The sequence below is a fragment of the Methylocaldum sp. MU1018 genome, assembly GCF_053646775.1.
The window spans coordinates 1,889,413-1,906,976 of record NZ_CM132195.1; the positions used below are offsets into that span (position 1 = coordinate 1,889,413).

The window sequence follows — 17,564 nt, forward strand, 5'->3', positions numbered from 1 at the left end:
ACCTGTTTTCGGATAAGACGAACCTCCATTCTACGGTCGGCGCTGGTACCACATGCCTAATTTGGTTTGGGTCGATTACTGCATTGTCGGAATTATTGGCCTGTCGGCCCTCATCGGCCTCTTGCGCGGCTTGATTCGCGAAGTGTTTTCGCTGTGCGCCTGGATCACGGCCGCCTGGATCGGCATGCGCTTCAGCCGCGATTTTTCGGTTTACTTCGACTCGCTGATTCCAGTTCCCTCCGCCCGGATGGCGGCGTCGTTTGCGGCGCTTTTTTTCGCCAGCCTGATATTGGCCAGCTTGATCGGCTTCGTGCTGCACAAGCTGGTGCAAAGTACCGGGTTGACGGGTACGGATCGTCTCGCCGGAATGGTGTTCGGAGTCGGCCGCGGGATGATTGTCGTCGCAGTGCTGGTTCTTCTCGCGGGAGCGACGCCGCTTCCGGAAGATTCTTGGTGGAAAGAGTCCGCATTGATTCCACCGTTTCAGTCTTTGGCTCTGTGGCTTCGTGACCAGCTTCCGTCGGACTTCGGCAGCTACGTCAAGTTTCGATGATTTTCCACTGTTAAGTGAGTTGTTGATTTATGTGTGGTATTGCCGGCATCGTTTCCAGTGACGAAGTCAATCAGGAGCTTTATGAGGCCCTGACCGTATTGCAACATCGGGGGCAGGATGCCGCAGGTATCGTCACCTGCGAAAGCGACCGCTTCAATTTACGCAAGGATAGCGGTCTGGTACGGGATGTATTTCATACCCGGCACATGGTGAATCTCAGGGGAAATATGGGTATCGCCCATGTCCGCTATCCCACCGCCGGGTGCACGAGTTCGGCCGAAGCTCAGCCGTTTTACGTCAATTCGCCTTACGGCATAAGCCTTGCCCATAACGGTAACCTGACCAATGCCGAGGCGCTGAAGGAAGAGCTGTTCGCCCAGGATCAGCGGCACATCAACACCGATTCCGACTCGGAAGTTCTTCTCAACGTCTTCGCCCACGAGCTTCAGGAGTTGGGAAAGCTCCGGGTCGGCGCCGACGACGTGTTCCGTGCCGTGGCGGGCGTACACGAGCGCTGCCGGGGCGCTTACTCGGTCGTTGCGATGATCACCGGTTTCGGCATCATCGGTTTCCGGGATCCTTACGGCATTCGTCCCCTGGTGTTCGGCGAACGCAAAACCGCCAGGGGCACCGATTACATGATCGCATCGGAAAGCGTCGCCCTGGACGTTTTGGGATTCAAGCTGATCCGGGACGTGCAGCCGGGCGAAGCGGTGATCATCGAAAAGAACGGCAGGCTGCACACGCGCCGATGCGCCGAAAAAGTGCTTTATTCGCCGTGCATCTTCGAGTTCGTTTATTTTGCGCGCCCCGACTCCATCATCGACGACATTTCGGTCTACAAGGCCCGGCTTCGCATGGGCGATAAACTGGCCGAAAAGATTCTGCGCTTGCGCCCGGACCACGACATCGATGTCGTGATTCCCATTCCGGATACGAGCCGGACCGCGGCTTTGCAGCTCGCCAACAGGCTGGGCGTGAAATACCGGGAGGGATTCATCAAGAATCGCTATATCGGGCGCACGTTCATCATGCCGGGTCAGCAGCTTCGCAAGAAGTCGGTCAGGCAGAAACTGAACGCCATCGACCTCGAATTCAAAGACAAGAACGTTCTGCTGGTCGACGACTCCATCGTCCGGGGCACGACCTCCATGCAAATCATCCAGATGGCGCGGGATGCCGGAGCGCGCAAAGTCTATTTCGCTTCCGCATCTCCGCCGGTGCGCTATCCTAATGTGTACGGTATCGACATGCCCGCGGCGCACGAGTTGATCGCCCACGGGCGCAGCGAACTGGACGTGCAGGACGAGCTTGGCGCGGATTGGCTGATTTATCAGGAGTTGAGCGATTTGATCGAAGCCGTGCAGAAGGGAAATCCTTCGATTGTGCGGTTTGACACCTCCTGTTTCAACAACGACTACGTCACCGGAGACGTCAATCAGGAATATCTCGATCGCCTCAGCAAGCACCGTAACGATCAGGCCAAGACCAGGCGCTCGACCGACGGTTCGATCATAGAGTTGCACAATGCGGGTTAGTTTCCAGGATGCTTTTTGCGAGGTAGATCGATCATGACCGAATGGGATTGGCAGCAGTACGCCATCGAAACTCAAGCGATACGCGCAGGGCAGCGACGGACGCCCGAGCGGGAGCATTCCGATCCGATCTTTGCGACGTCCAGCTATGTTTTCAGCAGCGCCGAAGATGCCGCCGCCAGGTTCTCCGGCAAAGTTCCCGGCAATATCTACTCGCGCTTCACCAATCCGACCGTTCGAGCCTTCGAGGAAAGGCTTGCCGCCCTGGAAAACGGGGAGCGCTGCATCGCGGTCGCATCGGGAATGGCCGCCATCGCCACGACCGCTTTCGGACTGTTGAAGGCCGGCGACCATGTCGTTTGCTCGCGGAGCGTATTCGGCAACACGGTTTTGCTGTTCCAGAATTATCTGGGCAAATTCGGCGTTGCGACCACTTTCGTGGACATGACCGATTATGCCGCCTGGGAGGCGGCGATCCGACCCGAAACGCGCTTTCTTTTTCTCGAGACGCCCTCCAATCCGCTGACGGAAATTGCGGATATTCATCGCATTGCAACGATAGCCAGGCAAAATGGCAGTTTGCTGGTGGTCGACAACGTTTTCTGTACGCCCGCGCTGCAGAAGCCTTTGGATCTGGGAGCGGATATCGTCATTCATTCGGCGACCAAGTTCCTGGACGGGCAGGGGCGCTGCGTCGGAGGCGCGATCATCGGCCGGCAGGAGTTGTTGGACAAGGAGATTTATCCGTTTTTGAGGACGGGCGGATCTTCCATGAGTCCTTTCAATGCCTGGGTGTTTCTCAAGGGGCTGGAGACCTTGTCGATCCGCATGCGCGCCCACAGCGAAAACGCGTTGAATCTTGCCGAATGGCTGGAAACCCGGTCGTGGGTAAAGCGAGTGTATTATCCGGGGCTGCCATCCCATCCCCAGCACGAATTGGCCGTGCGGCAACAATCTGCGGGCGGCGGAATCGTGAGCTTCGAAGTCGAGGGCGGCCGGGTGGGAGCCTGGAAACTGATCGACTCGACCCGCCTGCTCTCCATCACCGCGAACCTCGGTGACGTGAAGACGACGATTACCCATCCCGCAACCACGACCCACGGCAGATTGAGCGAGAGCGAGCGGGCCGCGGCCGGCATCGGCGACGGCTTGATCCGTATCTCGGTGGGTCTGGAGAATATCGAAGACATCCGGCGCGACTTGCTTCGCGCCTTTGAGTAAGACGCCGCTCCCTGATGTCGGCGTTCGGGAACACGTTTTCTTAACAAAAAAGGAATAGCCATGAAAGTAACCGTATTTGGTTCGGGTTACGTCGGTCTCGTTACCGGCGCCTGTCTGGCCGAGGTCGGCAATGAGGTCGTATGCGTAGACATCGACGAGGGCAAAATCGCCCGCCTCAACCAAGGGGAGATTCCGATTTACGAGCCGGGCCTGGATGCCGTTATCGAACGCAACATGGCCGCGAAGCGTCTGCATTTCACCACCGATGTGGATCTGGCGGTTCGGCATGGCTTGTTTCAGTTCATCGCCGTCGGCACGCCTCCGGACGAGGACGGATCGGCCGATCTGCAATATGTGCTCGCAGTCGCCCGCAGCATCGGCGAACGCATGGAGGATTATCGCATCGTCATCAACAAATCGACGGTCCCCGTCGGTACCGCGGACAAGGTGCGCCAGGCGATCAACACGGTGCTTAACGACCGGCAGAGACCGTGCGAGTTCGATGTGGTTTCAAACCCGGAATTCTTGAAGGAAGGGGCGGCGATCGAAGATTTCATGAAACCGGACCGCATCGTGGTGGGTACCGATAATCCGCGCACCGCCGAACTTCTACGGGCGTTGTACGCGCCGTTCAACCGCAACCACGACCGCTTGGTCTGCATGGACATCCGCTCGGCCGAACTGACCAAATACGCGGCCAATGCCATGTTGGCGACGAAAATCAGCTTCATGAACGAATTGGCGAATCTGGCCGAACGTCTCGGCGCGGATATCGAAAAGGTGAGAGTCGGGATCGGCTCCGATCCCAGAATCGGCTACCATTTCATTTACCCCGGCTGCGGATACGGCGGCTCCTGCTTCCCCAAAGACGTGAAAGCCCTCGAGCGCACCGCGCGCGATGTCGGCTATCAGGCTCAGCTACTGCAGGCGGTCGAGGACGTCAACGACCGGCAGAAGCGGCGCCTTTACGAGAAAGTCAACGACTATTTCAAGGGCGATCTGAAAGGAAAGACGTTCGCGCTCTGGGGGCTGGCGTTCAAGCCCAATACCGACGACATGCGCGAAGCTTCCAGCCGGGTGATCATCGAAGCCTTATGGGAAGCCGGCGCCAGGATACAAGCGTTCGATCCGGTTGCAACGCACGAAGCCGGCCGGCTGTACGGAGACCGGTCCGACCTCGCGCTCTGCGACAGCCCCGAAGCCACGCTGAAGGGCGCGGACGGCCTGATCATCGTCACCGAGTGGAACGTGTTCCGCAGCCCCGATTTCGACACGATCAAGGCCGAACTGTCGCATCCGGTCATTTTCGACGGTCGTAATCTTTACGATCCGGCCAGAATGAAAACCTTGGGATTTGATTACTTTGGCATCGGCCGAGTGGCATCGCCCCTGGCCTGAGATCATGCGCGAGGGTGCGCTTCGGGCGCCCCCTCGTTTTCGCCGCTAGAGCGTTTTCATCTCGATTCCGTGCGACGGGTCTGCCGTAATGTAGGGGCGACTTGAGTCGCCCCTACGCCCGGCCCCGTATCGAAAACGCTCTAACTTTCCATTAGCGCACGCACATGCGCGGCCACGCTCGTGCCTAAAGCTTCCAGGTTGTATCCGCCTTCCAGGACGGATACCAGCCTGCCTTCCGCGTGTTTTTTCGCCAACGCCGCCAATTCCGAGGTCGCCCAGGCATAATCGTCCTCGACCAGATTCAAACCGGCCAGGGGATCGTCCCTATGGGCATCGAAGCCGGCGGAAATCAAAAGCAGCTCCGGCGAAAAACGGCCTACGGCCGGCAGAATCCTTTCCGTCAAGGCCGAACGAAACGCCTTGGACCCGCTCCCGGCCGGAAGGGGCGCGTTGATCACGTTGCCGACTCCCGTTTCTTCGGAGCTTCCGGTGCCGGGATACCAGGGAAACTGATGCGTGGATGCGTACAGGACCTCCCGGTTCGTCTCGAACACCCGCTGGGTGCCGTTGCCGTGATGCACGTCTAAATCCACGATGGCGACGCGCTTGATTCCGTGGCGCTCGCGGGCATATTCCGCCGCGATGGCGACATTGTTGAATAAACAGAATCCCATGGCCGCCCCGGGTTCGGCGTGATGTCCAGGCGGACGGACGGCGCAGAAAGCATTCGCGGCCTCTTTGGCGAAAACGGCGTCCACGGCGGCGCATGCGGCGCCCACGGCGTGCAAAGCCGCTTCGCCCGAGCCGGGCGAGACGACGGTATCGGCGTCGAGATAGGCAAAACCCTGGCGGGGCACGGCGCCGAGCACATAATCGATGTGCCGGTCGGTGTGGATTAAGCGGATCTGCTCGCGGGTGCCGCGCGGCGCTTGACGCCGATCGAGGCCGTCAAAATTCGCCCGGCCGAGCGCGCGTTCGATCGCGCGCAAGCGCTCCGCGCTTTCCGGATGGCCGAGCCCGGTGTCGTGTTCCAGGAAACTCCGATGGCTGAAGTAAATCGAAGTCATGACGAGCATCCGGCGTGATAAACGTATAGGCGATCCATATAATACCCGAGTATAGGCGTTGGAATAGAATCGATACCATTTGATACGGCGTGTTCCCTGATATTTGGACAGGAGATCAACGGCTCTATCCCGAGAGCGTGAAGTGGCGATCGTTTTAACCGACGGATGAAACCGGCTCGAATGGTGCTTGGGGCTCGATTCGGGCAGAATTGTAAACTTTAGGGGAAGTCATGCTGGAAGAATATCGCAGACACGTTGCCGAGCGTGCGGCACAAGGGCTCGTGCCGAAACCGCTGAGCGCGGAAATGACCACCGCGCTGGTATCGCTCATCAAAAATCCGCCTCGAGGCGAGGAAGCCGTCTTGCTCGACCTGCTGACCCACCGGGTGCCGGCCGGCGTGGACGAAGCGGCCTATGTCAAGGCAGGCTTTCTGGCGGCCGTTGCGAAGGGCGAAACCGCCTCGCCGATACTCGATCCGCGCCGCGCGACCGAACTCCTCGGCACCATGCTGGGCGGATACAATGTCGCCCCGCTGATCGAATTGCTCGACCATCCGGTCTTGGGAGCGCTGGCCGCCAAAGGCTTGTCGCACACCTTGCTGATGTTCGATGCGTTCCACGATGTTTGCGAAAAGGCCGAAGCCGGCAATGCGAATGCGCAGGCGGTCATGCGCTCCTGGGCCGAGGCCGAATGGTTTGCCAGCCGAGCGAAAGTGCCCGAAGTGATTACGGTGACGGTATTCAAGGTGCCGGGAGAGATCAATACCGATGATTTGTCTCCTGCCCAGGATGCCTGGTCCCGGCCCGATATTCCGCTGCACGCCAAAGCCATGCTGAAAGTGCCGCGCGAAGGCGTTACCCATGCCGAAGAGCAGATTGCCGAACTCAAGAAAAAAGGCTGGCCGGTCGCTTTCGTGGGCGATGTCGTGGGTACGGGCTCTTCTCGGAAATCCGCCACCAATTCGGTGTTGTGGTCTATCGGCGAGGATATTCCGTACGTACCGAACAAGCGGGCCGGAGGCGTCTGCATCGGCGGCAAGATCGCCCCGATTTTCTTCAACACCATGGAAGATTCCGGGGCCTTGCCGATCGAGTGCGACGTCACGAATTTGAATACCGGCGATGTCATCGATATTTATCCCTATCAGGGCGAGATCAGGCGCCACGGCACCGGCGAGCCGCTCTGCACGTTCGTTTTGAAGAACGATATTCTGCTGGACGAAGCGCAAGCGGGAGGGCGGATTTCGCTCATCATCGGACGGGGTCTCACCGATCGCGCCCGCAAGGCTCTGGGGCTGGATATTTCTCCGGTATTCCGGCGTCCGAAAGCCGAGGCCGACAGCGGCAAAGGCTATACCCTGGCGCAAAAGATGGTCGGAAAGGCCTGCGGAGTAAAGGGCATGCGCCCCGGCACCTATTGCGAACCTCATATGACCACGGTGGGTTCTCAGGATACCACCGGACCTATGACCCGCGACGAGCTCAAGGACTTGGCTTGCCTGGGATTTTCCGCGGATCTGGTGATGCAGTCCTTCTGTCACACGGCGGCTTATCCCAAACCGGTGGATGTCGACGTTCACCACACGCTGCCCGACTTCATCATGAACCGCGGCGGCGTGTCGCTCCGCCCCGGCGACGGCATCATTCATTCGTGGCTCAACCGCATGCTGATTCCGGACACCGTGGGGACCGGCGGCGATTCCCATACCCGCTTTCCTATCGGCATATCGTTTCCGGCCGGTTCCGGGCTGGTCGCTTTTGCCGCCGCCACCGGCGTGATGCCTTTGGACATGCCGGAGTCGGTTCTGGTCCGATTCAAGGGCGAAATGCAGCCGGGCATCACGTTGCGAGACCTGGTGCATGCCATTCCTTATGCGGCCATGCAGCGGGGACTTTTGACGCTCGAGAAAAAGGGCAAGAAGAACGTTTTTTCGGGACGCATTCTGGAAATCGAAGGCTTGCCGAATCTCAAGATAGAACAAGCTTTCGAGCTGGCCGACGCTTCGGCCGAACGCTCCGCCGCCGCCTGCACCGTGCGTCTGAACAAGGAGCCGATCGAGGAATATTTGCGCTCCAATATCGTCCTGCTCAAATGGATGATCGATCAAGGCTATGGCGATATCCGAACGCTGACCCGCCGAATCAAGGCCATGCAGGACTGGCTGGCCGATCCCGTGCTCCTGGAGCCCGATTCCGACGCCGAGTATCACGAAGTGATCGAGATCGACCTCAACCGGATCACGGAGCCGCTGCTCTGCTGCCCGAACGATCCGGACGACGTAAAGCCGTTGTCGGCCGTCGCGGGAACCCGGGTCGACGAGGTTTTTCTCGGCTCCTGCATGACCAACATCGGCCATTTCCGGGCGGCCGGAAAAATCCTGGAAAATTTCGGCAAGCAGGTTCCGGGGCGGTTGTGGATCGTCCCGCCGACCCGGATGGACCAGTTGGAATTGACCGAAGAGGGGTATTACGGCACCTACGGCAAAGTAGGCGCTCGTACCGAAGTGCCCGGATGTTCGCTGTGCATGGGCAATCAGGCGCGAGTGGCCGATAACGCCACCGTGGTGTCGACCTCGACGCGGAATTTTCCCAACCGCATGGGGGCGGGCGCCAACGTGTTTCTGGCTTCGGCGGAACTGGCCGCGGTCTGCTCGATCTTGAGCCGGATTCCGTCTCGAGACGAATACATGGCTTTCGCGAAGGCGCTGGAAAAGGATGCCCCGGATACGTATCGCTACCTGAATTTCGATCAGATTCCCGACTATGTCAGAAAGGCGGACCGGATCGCCCTGGACGGAGCCGCTTGAACCGCGAAGCGCCGCCGGCCGTATCCCGCAGGACTATGGCCGGCGACGGCCAATAGTTCTATCTCCTGAAACGGTTGAGAAATTCATGGCGACCAATCTGTTCGAGATCGCGGAATCATGCCTTTATACGTCGTCCGTCGAAGGCAAGCTTAAAGCGACCGAGCAGGCGGCTCGGATATTTCGGCAAGAAGGCTTTTCGCTGGACGATCGTGCGCCGCCGCCCAGGCCGGCATCGGAGGTTTGCTTCCCCGAGCATCCGAAGCTGGTGGATCCCAGGCATTTGCCGCGACGGAAATTGACGACCGAGGCCGGACGAATCGCATTTCTTCACGCCATCGCCCACATCGAGTTCACCGCGATTCAGTTGGCCTGGGACATCGTTTATCGATTTCGCGGGATGCCGCCGACGTTCTACGACGACTGGCTGGAAGTGGCGATCGAAGAGACTTTTCACTTTTCGCTGGTTCGCGGACGGCTCCAGGATTTCGATGCCGACTACGGCCAATTCCCGGCACATAGAGGATTATGGGAACTGGCCGAGGAAACGGCGCACGATGTCGAAGCCCGTTTGGCGCTGGTTCCGCGGGTGATGGAGGCGAGAGGGCTGGATGTGACCCCGGCCATGATCGCCAAGCTGGTGGCCATCGGCGACGATTCCACCGCGGATATCCTCAGGATCATCCTGAGGGATGAGGTGGGTCATGTGGCGCGCGGCAGCCGCTGGTTCCGGTACGTGTGCAACGAACGGGGCGTCGACCCCGTGGCGGAGTATTTCAGCCTTGTCGAGCGCTATCTTCGGGGAGCCGTCCGCGGGCCGTTCAATGCCGAATTGCGCCGGGCGGCAGGATTCAGCACCCTGGAGCTGGAACGTCTGGAGACGATGGCTGCGGCGACCCCGGCCCAAATCGGCTGAGCCGCCGCGGGCCGGGAGTTCTCTGCCCTCATTCGGCGACGGCTTGCTGCTCCTGCTTCGCGCCGTAGTGGGACATGACGTAACGCTCGACCAATTCCTGGAAATCCTCGGCGATACGGTCTCCCTTGAGCGTCACGGTCTTTACGCCGTCCTCGAATACCGGGGCGACCGGCTGCTCGCCCGTGCCCGGCAAGCTGATCCCGATATTGGCGTTCTTGCTTTCGCCGGGACCGTTGACCACGCAGCCCATCACGGCGACGTGCATGTCCTCGACGCCCGTATATCTTTTGCGCCATTCCGGCATTTTGTGGCGGAGATGGCTTTGAATCTGCTGGGCCAGTTTTTGAAAATAGTCGCTGGTGGTGCGGCCGCAACCGGGGCAGGAGATGACCATCGGCGTGAACGAGCGGATGCCCATGGTCTGAAGGATTTCCTGGGCGACGATGACCTCTTGAATGCGATCGGCGCCCGGTTCGGGCGTCAAGGAAATACGGATCGTGTCGCCGATGCCCTGTTGCAGCAGTACCGACAAGGCCGCCGTGGACGCCACGATACCCTTGGAACCCATGCCGGCTTCGGTGAGCCCCAGGTGCAAAGCGTAATCGCAGCGCTCGGCGAGGGCCTGGTAAACGGCAATCAGTTCCTGAACGCCGCTCATCTTGCACGACAACACGATGCGATCCTTAGGCAGCCCAAGCGACACGGCTCGCTCGGCGCTCTCCAGCGCCGAGGTGATGACCGCCTCGCGCATCACTTCGGCGAGCGGTTTGGGTTCGCTGAGCTGCGCGTTCTCGTCCAGCAGCCGGGCCAGCACAGACTGGTCGAGACTGCCCCAGTTGACCCCGATCCGCACCGGCTTTTCGTATCGGCAGGCGAATTCGATCATCTGGGCGAACTGCGGGTCGCGCTTCGAACCGCGGCCCACATTGCCGGGGTTGATGCGGTATTTGCCCAGCGCTTCGGCGCAACCGGGGAACTTGTCTAGAAGTTTGTGGCCGTTGAAGTGAAAATCGCCGATGAGGGGAACCCGGCAGCCGCTTTTGTCCAACTGCTCGCGTATCTCGGGGACGGCCTGCGCGGATTCCTCGTTGTTGACGGTAATGCGGACCAATTCGGAGCCGGCTTTTGCCAGATCCATCACCTGTTTGACGGTATTTTTCACATCAGCGGTATCGGTGTTGGTCATGGACTGAACGACAACCGGCGCATTGCCGCCGATCTGGACTTCACCGACTTTTACACCGACCGAATTTCTTCTCTTCATCATGCTCAAAAACCTACTGGAATACTTCGCAAGTCCGCTATTTTATCAACGACACGGCTCAAGCCTATCGTGTGCGCCTTCGGTAATTTCCGAGTTCTTTACTTGGGTGTCAAGTTATAATTCTATAATTTAATTTGCAGCTCTTGCCGGAATCGTAAACACCTGAAGAAGCTCCGGCCGATGATCAGATAAATTCGTGCGCATTCAATATTTCTCAGACATACATCTCGAATTCGGACCTTTGAAAATCGCGACGACCGATGCCGATATCATCGTCGCAGCCGGAGACATCGGCGTCGGCCGCGAAGGTCTGGATTGGCTTAAATCGTTTCGGAAGCCGGTCGTCTATGTCGCCGGTAATCATGAATTTTACGGTCGAGAGTACCTGTCCACTCTGGCGGCTCTGACGGACGGCGCCAGCGGAAGCAATGTCCGGTTCCTGGAGCAACGCTCCTGGGAATATGACGGTGTGAGGTTCTTGGGGTGTACTCTGTGGAGCGGCCTTGGAAGCGACGACAACGACCGACTGGATGAACTGGTTTCCATCGTCAATGATTTCCGCAAGATTCGATACCGCACGGAACTCCTGAGTGCGAATAATTATCTTCGGTTGCACCGGGAATCCCGCCGTTGGCTTTTTGCCGAACTGGCGAAGCCGTTTTCCGGAAAAACCGTGGTGGTTACCCACCATGCCCCGACGCCCTGGAGTTGGCGGGATAACCCCAACCAGATCAAACGCCATGCCTACTGCAACGACTTGAGAGAGGTTCTCCACTGCTTCGAGATCGCGGCCTGGTTTCATGGCCACACCCATGCCGTTTCGGACTATCGCTGTTCGGGCACGCGGATTCTCTGTAACCCCCGGGGCTATTTCCCCAATCAACTCGTTAGCGAATTCGACCCGGGAAAGATACTGGAGCTTTAACCATTCCCCGATGTTCCGGCCGAATCGCCGGTCGCCGGCCGGGCGCTTCAGGCCATTGCCTTCGCAATTTCGAAAATTTGCTCGGCATCCAGGATTTGATCGTTACTCTCGAACAGTTTCGCGATGCAGGCGCGGTGCAAGGCTAACTTCAGAGTACCGAAGCCGATGGCGCCCCATACGATCGTTCCGTTCCGGTCCGCCCCGCGGTCCATCATATCGGTCCCGCCGATTCCGATCGGGGGCGTTGCGTTCGCATCCGCCATCAGTTCGATCGACGGATTGTCCTGCCAGTGGCGGGCTTCCAACAGTTCTACCCCGGCTGCGCCGGCCGCAAACACGATCTGCGCTTGCTCTACGGCCTTGCCGCGAGCATCGCTATCGCGAGCTTCCACGGGCGTCAGTTCCACGCCGAAACGCCGCATCATGTCTTGGCATGCTTTTTCGGCCCGCGCCATCTGCCGGGAGGTAATCGAGACATTAGCGCCTTCTTTGGCCAACATGACCGCCGCTCTCTGGCCGACAGGCCCGGTACCGGCAAGAACGACCGCTCGTTTTCCGGCGATCGTCCCGCTGGCGGCGAGTTTGGCGACGCCGGCCGCGGCGGTCGTATTGCTGCCGTTGCTGTCGAGCATCACGGATACCCGGAAACCGGCAAAAAATTTCTTTTTGACTGCTTTAAGAAGCTCCTGCCCGGCGACCAAATCGCTGCCTCCGATGAAGATCGCCGTGTTTTTTTTATCCTTCGGCGCTCGCGTGAAAATCGTACCGTCCACTAGCGCGCCGACAGTCTCCGGCGTCAAACCGCCATGACCGATAACGTGATCCGCACCGCCGTCATACGCTACCACGGTGTCGAACACGGACGGATGAAAATCGGTATCAAACTGAAATAACAGCTTCTTCATTCTTTTTCCTTGGGATGGCGTTAATCTTGACCGGATTTGGCGGCTTTTCTCGTATTTATGGCCGAACAATCTGAAAAAAACGGAAAATTTTAACCCGTAATGTCGGGTGTTTTATACTCTCCGGCCATTTTTCATACTATGACACTCATGGAGCGAATCGGCATGATCAAAGACAAAACAATCCACCAATTTTTGGACGACTTGGCCAGCAAGTCGGCGACCCCGGGAGGCGGCAGCGCAGCGGCCATCATGGGCGCCATGGGTGCCGCATTGGTGAGCATGGTTTGCAATCTCACCATAGGGAAAAAAAACTATGAGGCGGTCGAGCCCGAGATGAAGGAACTGTTGGCGGAAGCGGAAAATTTAAGGGCACGGCTGATGGATATGGTCAGAGCCGATGTCGAAGTGTTCGGTAAAGTCATGGCCGCTTACGGATTGCCGAAAGAAACGGACGAGCAAAAAAACGCGAGAAGCCAGCAGATACAATCGACTTTGCGCGAGGCGACCGATGTGCCGCTCGAATGCGCAAAAGCCTGCGCCGAAGTGATCCGATTGAGCAAGGCCGCGGCGGAAAAAGGAAACCGAAACGTAGTGAGCGATGCCGGCGTTGCCGTCGTCGCAGCTCAAGCCGCGCTGAAAAGCGCCGCGCTGAATGTTTACGTCAATGCCGGCGCGATAAAGGATGAAGGGTTCGTGTCTTCTCGTTTGGATGAATTGAAGGGAATTTTGGACGGAATGGATAATCTGAGCGAAGAGATCTTTCAAACGGCTAAAAGCAAGTTGTAAGACGGTTTCCGTTTCCATCGGCTCGCGAATTCAGCACATCGATTGACGATTGATTTTAACCTGGGTAATATTGTCGGTCTTGATGGTTAGCCGAACGGCTTCTCGTTCATGAAGGTCGTCCGGGGTATAGCGCAGTCTGGTAGCGCGTCTGCTTTGGGAGCAGAATGTCGGGGGTTCGAATCCCTCTACCCCGACCACGCGCTTGTAGCTCAGCCGGATAGAGCATCGGCCTTCTAAGCCGAGGGTCGCAGGTTCGAGTCCTGCCAAGCGCGCCATCTATTTTTTGTTTTCGACGGTGGCCGTAGCTCAGTTGGTAGAGCCCCGGATTGTGATTCCGGTTGTCGTGGGTTCGAGCCCCATCGGTCACCCCAATTTCAGCTCGTTAAACATTCCATAATCGGGCCATTAGCTCAGCTGGTAGAGCAGCGGACTCTTAATCCGTTTGTCGTAGGTTCGATCCCTACATGGCCCACCAATCAAATCAAAGGCTTGCAGCGGTGCAGGCCTTTTGTTTTCCGATTTCCAAGAATAGTCCGAAAAAAATCATTCCTTGCCCGGTGCAAGGCGTCGCGTAATTTGATTCTCAGCGTCGCACGGATCGATGCCAGATAAAGCGGTAATAGGGGGGCGGAGACAGGCTTTTTACACAGTCCGCAAAGCCGGGTTTTTTGTTTTTGGCGATGTCATACCTGAGCCGGTACGCTGGATTTCAACGGCATATTTCAGGCATCGATGAACGGTACACGGATAAAATGTTTCTTGGTTCTAGCGGCGTTCGCGATCATCGGTTTCGGGCCGTTATCGCTGACCTGCTTGACCGGCATGTTTATCGTGATCGCAAGGCCAAGGTGGTTTTACGAGGTCGTGGAGAATCTTTATCGGGACCTGCTGCGGGCGCCGATGGATTGCCCGGCGCAGCGGCAAGGATATCGGCCGGGATCAATGGCCGTCAGAGTCAAATGTTTTCTGAGCCTGATCGTTCTGCTGGTCCTGGACATCGCCCCGATTCCCGTGGCGGGTTCGATCGGTCTGTATGTGGTTATTAGACGGCCGCGCTGGTTCAAGACATTGGTGGAAAAAATCTACTGCGGCATCAAGGAATGAACTCGGCGCGTCGATCCGGCTTGGCCGCTTTCCGGGCAGGCGGTTACGATTGAACGTTCATCGGAATCTTGCCGTAAAAACCATGATGGGCCACCGCGAAACAGAAGTTACGCCTATACCGATCGGCCATATCGCCGAAGTCTACGGTCCGGTGGTGGATATCGCCTGCCGGTCGTTGCCGCCTTTGCATCGGGCTTTATATGCCGCGGTCGACGATGAGTGCTATGTGTTCGAGGTTCATCAGCATCTCGATCCGGCGCGGGTCAGGGCGATTACCTTGCACCGGACGGCGGGATTGAAGCGCGGCATGGCGGTTTACGATAGCGAGGCGGCCTTGCGGGTGCCGGTTTCGCCGCAATGTATGGGGCGACTCCTGAATGTCTTCGGCGATCCGCTGGACGGCGGCGGGCCGCTGCCGCGCGACGAATTTCGGGAAGTTCTGGCGCCTCCCGCCGCTTTGCACGAGGCGGTCCCCGCCAGCCGCATCCTGGAAACCGGCATCAAGGTGATCGATCTGTTGTGTCCGTTCGTGCGGGGCGGCAAGACGGGATTGTTCGGCGGCGCAGGCGTCGGCAAGACCGTATTGATCATGGAATTCATGCACGCGATCGTCGCTTTGCACCGAGGCGTGTCGGTGTTTGCCGGGGTAGGGGAGCGCATCCGCGAGGGGCACGAGCTGTGGCATGAAATGCGCGATGCCGGCGTCATGGCTAACGCGGTACTGGTGTTCGGGCAGATGGACGAGTCGCCCGGCGTGCGGTTCCGGGTCGGGCTGACGGCGCTGACCTATGCGGAATATCTGCGCGATTCCTTGGGTAAGGAGGTTTTGTTCCTGATGGACAATGCCTTCCGTTTCGTGCAGGCGGGGAGCGAGGTTTCCGGATTGCTCGGACGGATGCCGGCCACGGTCGGTTATCAGCCGACCCTGTTGAGCGAGGTTGCGGAATTGCAGGACCGTATCGTGTCGACGCAGCGGGGCAATATCACGTCGGTTCAGGCGATTTACGTTCCGGCCGACGACATGACCGATCCTGCGGTAAACGCCATTCTCGGCCATCTCGACACCAGCGTGATCCTGTCGCGCGCTCAGGCGGCCAAAGGGATTTATCCGGCCGTCGACCCGCTGCTGTCCGGCAGCAATATGATGGATCGCTATTTTCTCGGAGACCGCCATTATGCCGTCGCCGAGGGCGTGCGCGAGCATCTCGCCCGCTATCAGGAATTGGAAGACATCATCACGATGCTGGGTATCGAGGAGCTTTCCGAAAAAGACCGGCTCATGGTGCTGCGGGCGCGGAGGCTTCAGCGCTATCTCAGCCAGCCGTTCCACACGGTTGCCGAGCACACCGGCATTCCGGGCGTCTCCGTGCCTCTGGAACGGACTCTGGCCGATTGCGAAGCCTTTTTGCGCGGCGATTACGACGGCGTATCGGAAGATCGCTGTTACATGCGCGGAACGATGCAGGACAAACGCTAGCCGGACGTCGAGAGCAAGCGGCATCGTCCGGTATCGGCAATACCCTTGCCGATGGAAAGCACTCTGCTAGCATAAGCAATCCTGCGTCGGGAGATCGGCCGGCGAAAGCCTGTCGTTCAGGCCGGGGCGCTTTCCGCGGACCTCGACAGGTCGATGATCCGTGCGGCAGACACGATAATCAACGATAAGCAGTCGGAGCACATCTTCATGGCAAGACCCTTAATACAACTGGCATTGGACTCCTTGGACGTCGATCAAACCCTGAGGCTGGCCAGTCTTGCGGCGCCCTATGTCGACATTTTCGAAATTGGAACGCCGTGTATCAAACATAACGGAATCGCTCTGGTTAGCGAGCTGAAGAAGCGGTTCCCCAACAAGCTGATTCTTGTCGATCTCAAGACCATGGACGCCGGCGAGTACGAAGCCGCGCCGTTCTATGCGGCCGGTGCCGACATTTGCACGGTTCTCGGCGTGTCCGGCCTTCCGACCATCGCCGGCGTGATCAAGGCGGCCAAGGCGCACAACGCAGAGGTTCAGGTCGATCTCATCAACGTTCCGGATAAGCTGGCATGCGCCCGCGAGGCCGCCAAGCTGGGCGCCCACATCATCGGCGTGCACACGGGACTCGATGCGCAGGCGGCTGGGCAAACGCCGTTCGCCGATTTGCAAGCGATTGCCAAATTGGGCTTGCCGGTCAGAATATCGGTCGCGGGAGGCATAAACCAATCGACGGTTCGCCAGGTCGCGAAAACCGGCGCGGACATCATCGTCGTCGGCGCCGCGATCTATGGCGCTCCTTCGCCGGCCGATGCCGCGCGGGAGATCCGCGAACTGGTCGAAGGCAAGCATCACAAGTTCATCATGTCGAAGCTTGCGGGCGTGCTCGGATCCACCGACGCCCGCTACGAGACGAGGCTGACCTCGATGTTGGACCGGGCGTCCCGAGTCTTTATCGCGGGTGCGGGACGTTCGGGATTGGTCGCGAAGTTCTTCGGCATGCGCCTGATGCACGGCGGTTACGACGCTTACATCGTCGGCGAGGTCGTCACCCCGAGCATTCGAAAAGGCGATTTGTTCATCGTGATTTCCGGCTCGGGCGAAACCGAGACGATGTTGGCGTACACCAAACGCGCCAAGGAAATGGGCGCCAACATCGCCTTGATTACCACGAAAGACAGTTCGACGATCGGCGATTTGGCGAACGTCGTTTTCCGGATCGGCAGTCCGGAGCAGTATCGCAAAGTGATCGGCATGCCGATGGGAACGACGTTCGAGCTGTCCACGCTGCTCCTTTTGGAAGCGACCGTATCTCACATCATACACGCCAAGAAAATCCCCGAAGAGCAGATGCGGACCCGGCACGCCAATTTGGAATAATGCCCAAGGAGAGGAGGCCTGGAATCGCCGGCAACTCCGTTGTCCGCTCGGGGCGACGGAGTTTGCGGCAACGATCGGCTCCCGCGGCGCTGGCCGGAAGTCCATGCCCGGGCGGTGAAGCGAAGGGGCGGCGGGGTGCGGTCGACGAACGGGCGAACATCCCGTCGCGTCCAATCGCAAACGGCATCTCCGGGAGCGCCCGGATGACCAACGCCGGCTGCGTCGATTGCTT

The 17,564-nt window shown here is 58.7% G+C and carries 14 protein-coding genes and 4 tRNA genes; 15 read left to right on the forward strand and 3 right to left on the reverse strand.

Features of this window, described 5'->3' with window-relative positions; genetic code table 11:
* Nucleotides 1-52 precede the first annotated feature (52 nt).
* From ACWJKU_RS08735 to ACWJKU_RS08750, 4 genes are read left to right on the forward strand one after another with little or no spacing between them, the layout of a single operon-like run.
* The gene (locus ACWJKU_RS08735) at nucleotides 53-553 is read left to right on the forward strand and encodes a CvpA family protein (protein WP_454147760.1); all 501 of its coding nucleotides are present in this window, start codon (nucleotides 53-55) and stop codon (nucleotides 551-553) included.
* Between the two features lie 29 nt (nucleotides 554-582).
* Nucleotides 583-2,091, forward strand: a complete 1,509-nt coding sequence (gene purF / locus ACWJKU_RS08740) for an amidophosphoribosyltransferase (RefSeq protein ID WP_454147762.1) — start codon at nucleotides 583-585, stop codon at nucleotides 2,089-2,091.
* 33 nt (nucleotides 2,092-2,124) lie between these two features.
* Complete coding sequence (locus tag ACWJKU_RS08745; protein ID WP_454147764.1) at nucleotides 2,125-3,309, forward strand: O-succinylhomoserine sulfhydrylase; 1,185 nt, start codon at nucleotides 2,125-2,127, stop codon at nucleotides 3,307-3,309.
* 60 nt (nucleotides 3,310-3,369) lie between these two features.
* Complete coding sequence (locus ACWJKU_RS08750; protein ID WP_454147766.1) at nucleotides 3,370-4,707, forward strand: UDP-glucose dehydrogenase family protein; 1,338 nt, start codon at nucleotides 3,370-3,372, stop codon at nucleotides 4,705-4,707.
* 140 nt (nucleotides 4,708-4,847) lie between these two features.
* Here ACWJKU_RS08750 and ACWJKU_RS08755 read toward each other — a convergent pair whose 3' ends face one another.
* Entirely contained in the window at nucleotides 4,848-5,774 is a 927-nt protein-coding gene (locus ACWJKU_RS08755; protein ID WP_454147768.1) for a histone deacetylase family protein, read from the reverse strand.
* A 230-nt stretch (nucleotides 5,775-6,004) separates the two neighbouring features.
* On the opposite strand from ACWJKU_RS08755, the gene acnB reads away from it, so the two are divergent.
* Together acnB and ACWJKU_RS08765 are read left to right on the forward strand one after the other, a co-directional pair.
* Nucleotides 6,005-8,581 carry a bifunctional aconitate hydratase 2/2-methylisocitrate dehydratase gene (acnB, locus tag ACWJKU_RS08760; protein ID WP_454147770.1) on the forward strand — a complete coding sequence of 859 codons (2,577 nt, stop codon included), beginning with the start codon at nucleotides 6,005-6,007 and terminating at the stop codon, nucleotides 8,579-8,581.
* 85 nt (nucleotides 8,582-8,666) lie between these two features.
* On the forward strand, nucleotides 8,667-9,494 hold the full coding sequence (locus tag ACWJKU_RS08765; RefSeq protein WP_454147772.1) for a ferritin-like domain-containing protein: 828 nt from the start codon (nucleotides 8,667-8,669) through the stop codon (nucleotides 9,492-9,494).
* Between the two features lie 28 nt (nucleotides 9,495-9,522).
* On the opposite strand, the gene ispG is transcribed toward ACWJKU_RS08765, so the two are convergent.
* On the reverse strand, nucleotides 9,523-10,761 hold the full coding sequence (gene ispG, locus ACWJKU_RS08770) for a flavodoxin-dependent (E)-4-hydroxy-3-methylbut-2-enyl-diphosphate synthase (RefSeq protein ID WP_454147774.1): 1,239 nt from the start codon (nucleotides 10,759-10,761) through the stop codon (nucleotides 9,523-9,525).
* A gap of 193 nt (nucleotides 10,762-10,954) precedes the next feature.
* On the opposite strand from ispG, the gene ACWJKU_RS08775 reads away from it, so the two are divergent.
* Complete coding sequence (locus ACWJKU_RS08775; RefSeq protein WP_454147776.1) at nucleotides 10,955-11,683, forward strand: metallophosphoesterase; 729 nt, start codon at nucleotides 10,955-10,957, stop codon at nucleotides 11,681-11,683.
* A gap of 47 nt (nucleotides 11,684-11,730) precedes the next feature.
* On the opposite strand, the gene ACWJKU_RS08780 is transcribed toward ACWJKU_RS08775, so the two are convergent.
* Nucleotides 11,731-12,588, reverse strand: a complete 858-nt coding sequence (locus ACWJKU_RS08780; protein WP_454147778.1) for an NADP-dependent methylenetetrahydromethanopterin/methylenetetrahydrofolate dehydrogenase — start codon at nucleotides 12,586-12,588, stop codon at nucleotides 11,731-11,733.
* Nucleotides 12,589-12,744: 156 nt separating this feature from the next.
* Here ACWJKU_RS08780 and fchA point away from each other — a divergent pair, with 156 nt between their 5' ends.
* The 8 genes from fchA to hxlAB all read left to right on the forward strand — a co-directional run bounded on the left by fchA (nucleotide 12,745) and on the right by hxlAB (nucleotide 17,332).
* The gene (gene fchA, locus ACWJKU_RS08785) at nucleotides 12,745-13,374 is read left to right on the forward strand and encodes a methenyltetrahydrofolate cyclohydrolase (RefSeq protein ID WP_454148080.1); all 630 of its coding nucleotides are present in this window, start codon (nucleotides 12,745-12,747) and stop codon (nucleotides 13,372-13,374) included.
* 120 nt (nucleotides 13,375-13,494) lie between these two features.
* Nucleotides 13,495-13,571, forward strand: a tRNA-Pro gene (locus tag ACWJKU_RS08790).
* 1 nt (nucleotide 13,572) lies between these two features.
* Nucleotides 13,573-13,649 (forward strand) — tRNA-Arg (locus ACWJKU_RS08795).
* Between the two features lie 20 nt (nucleotides 13,650-13,669).
* Nucleotides 13,670-13,745: transfer RNA gene (locus ACWJKU_RS08800), tRNA-His, on the forward strand.
* 28 nt (nucleotides 13,746-13,773) lie between these two features.
* Nucleotides 13,774-13,849, forward strand: a tRNA-Lys gene (locus tag ACWJKU_RS08805).
* A gap of 284 nt (nucleotides 13,850-14,133) precedes the next feature.
* Nucleotides 14,134-14,478 carry a hypothetical protein gene (locus tag ACWJKU_RS08810; protein ID WP_454147780.1) on the forward strand — a complete coding sequence of 115 codons (345 nt, stop codon included), beginning with the start codon at nucleotides 14,134-14,136 and terminating at the stop codon, nucleotides 14,476-14,478.
* An 82-nt stretch (nucleotides 14,479-14,560) separates the two neighbouring features.
* The gene (atpD, locus tag ACWJKU_RS08815) at nucleotides 14,561-15,955 is read left to right on the forward strand and encodes a F0F1 ATP synthase subunit beta (protein ID WP_454147782.1); all 1,395 of its coding nucleotides are present in this window, start codon (nucleotides 14,561-14,563) and stop codon (nucleotides 15,953-15,955) included.
* A 207-nt stretch (nucleotides 15,956-16,162) separates the two neighbouring features.
* Entirely contained in the window at nucleotides 16,163-17,332 is a 1,170-nt protein-coding gene (hxlAB, locus tag ACWJKU_RS08820) for a bifunctional 3-hexulose-6-phosphate synthase/6-phospho-3-hexuloisomerase (protein WP_454147784.1), read from the forward strand.
* The last annotated feature ends 232 nt before the right edge of the window (nucleotides 17,333-17,564 follow it).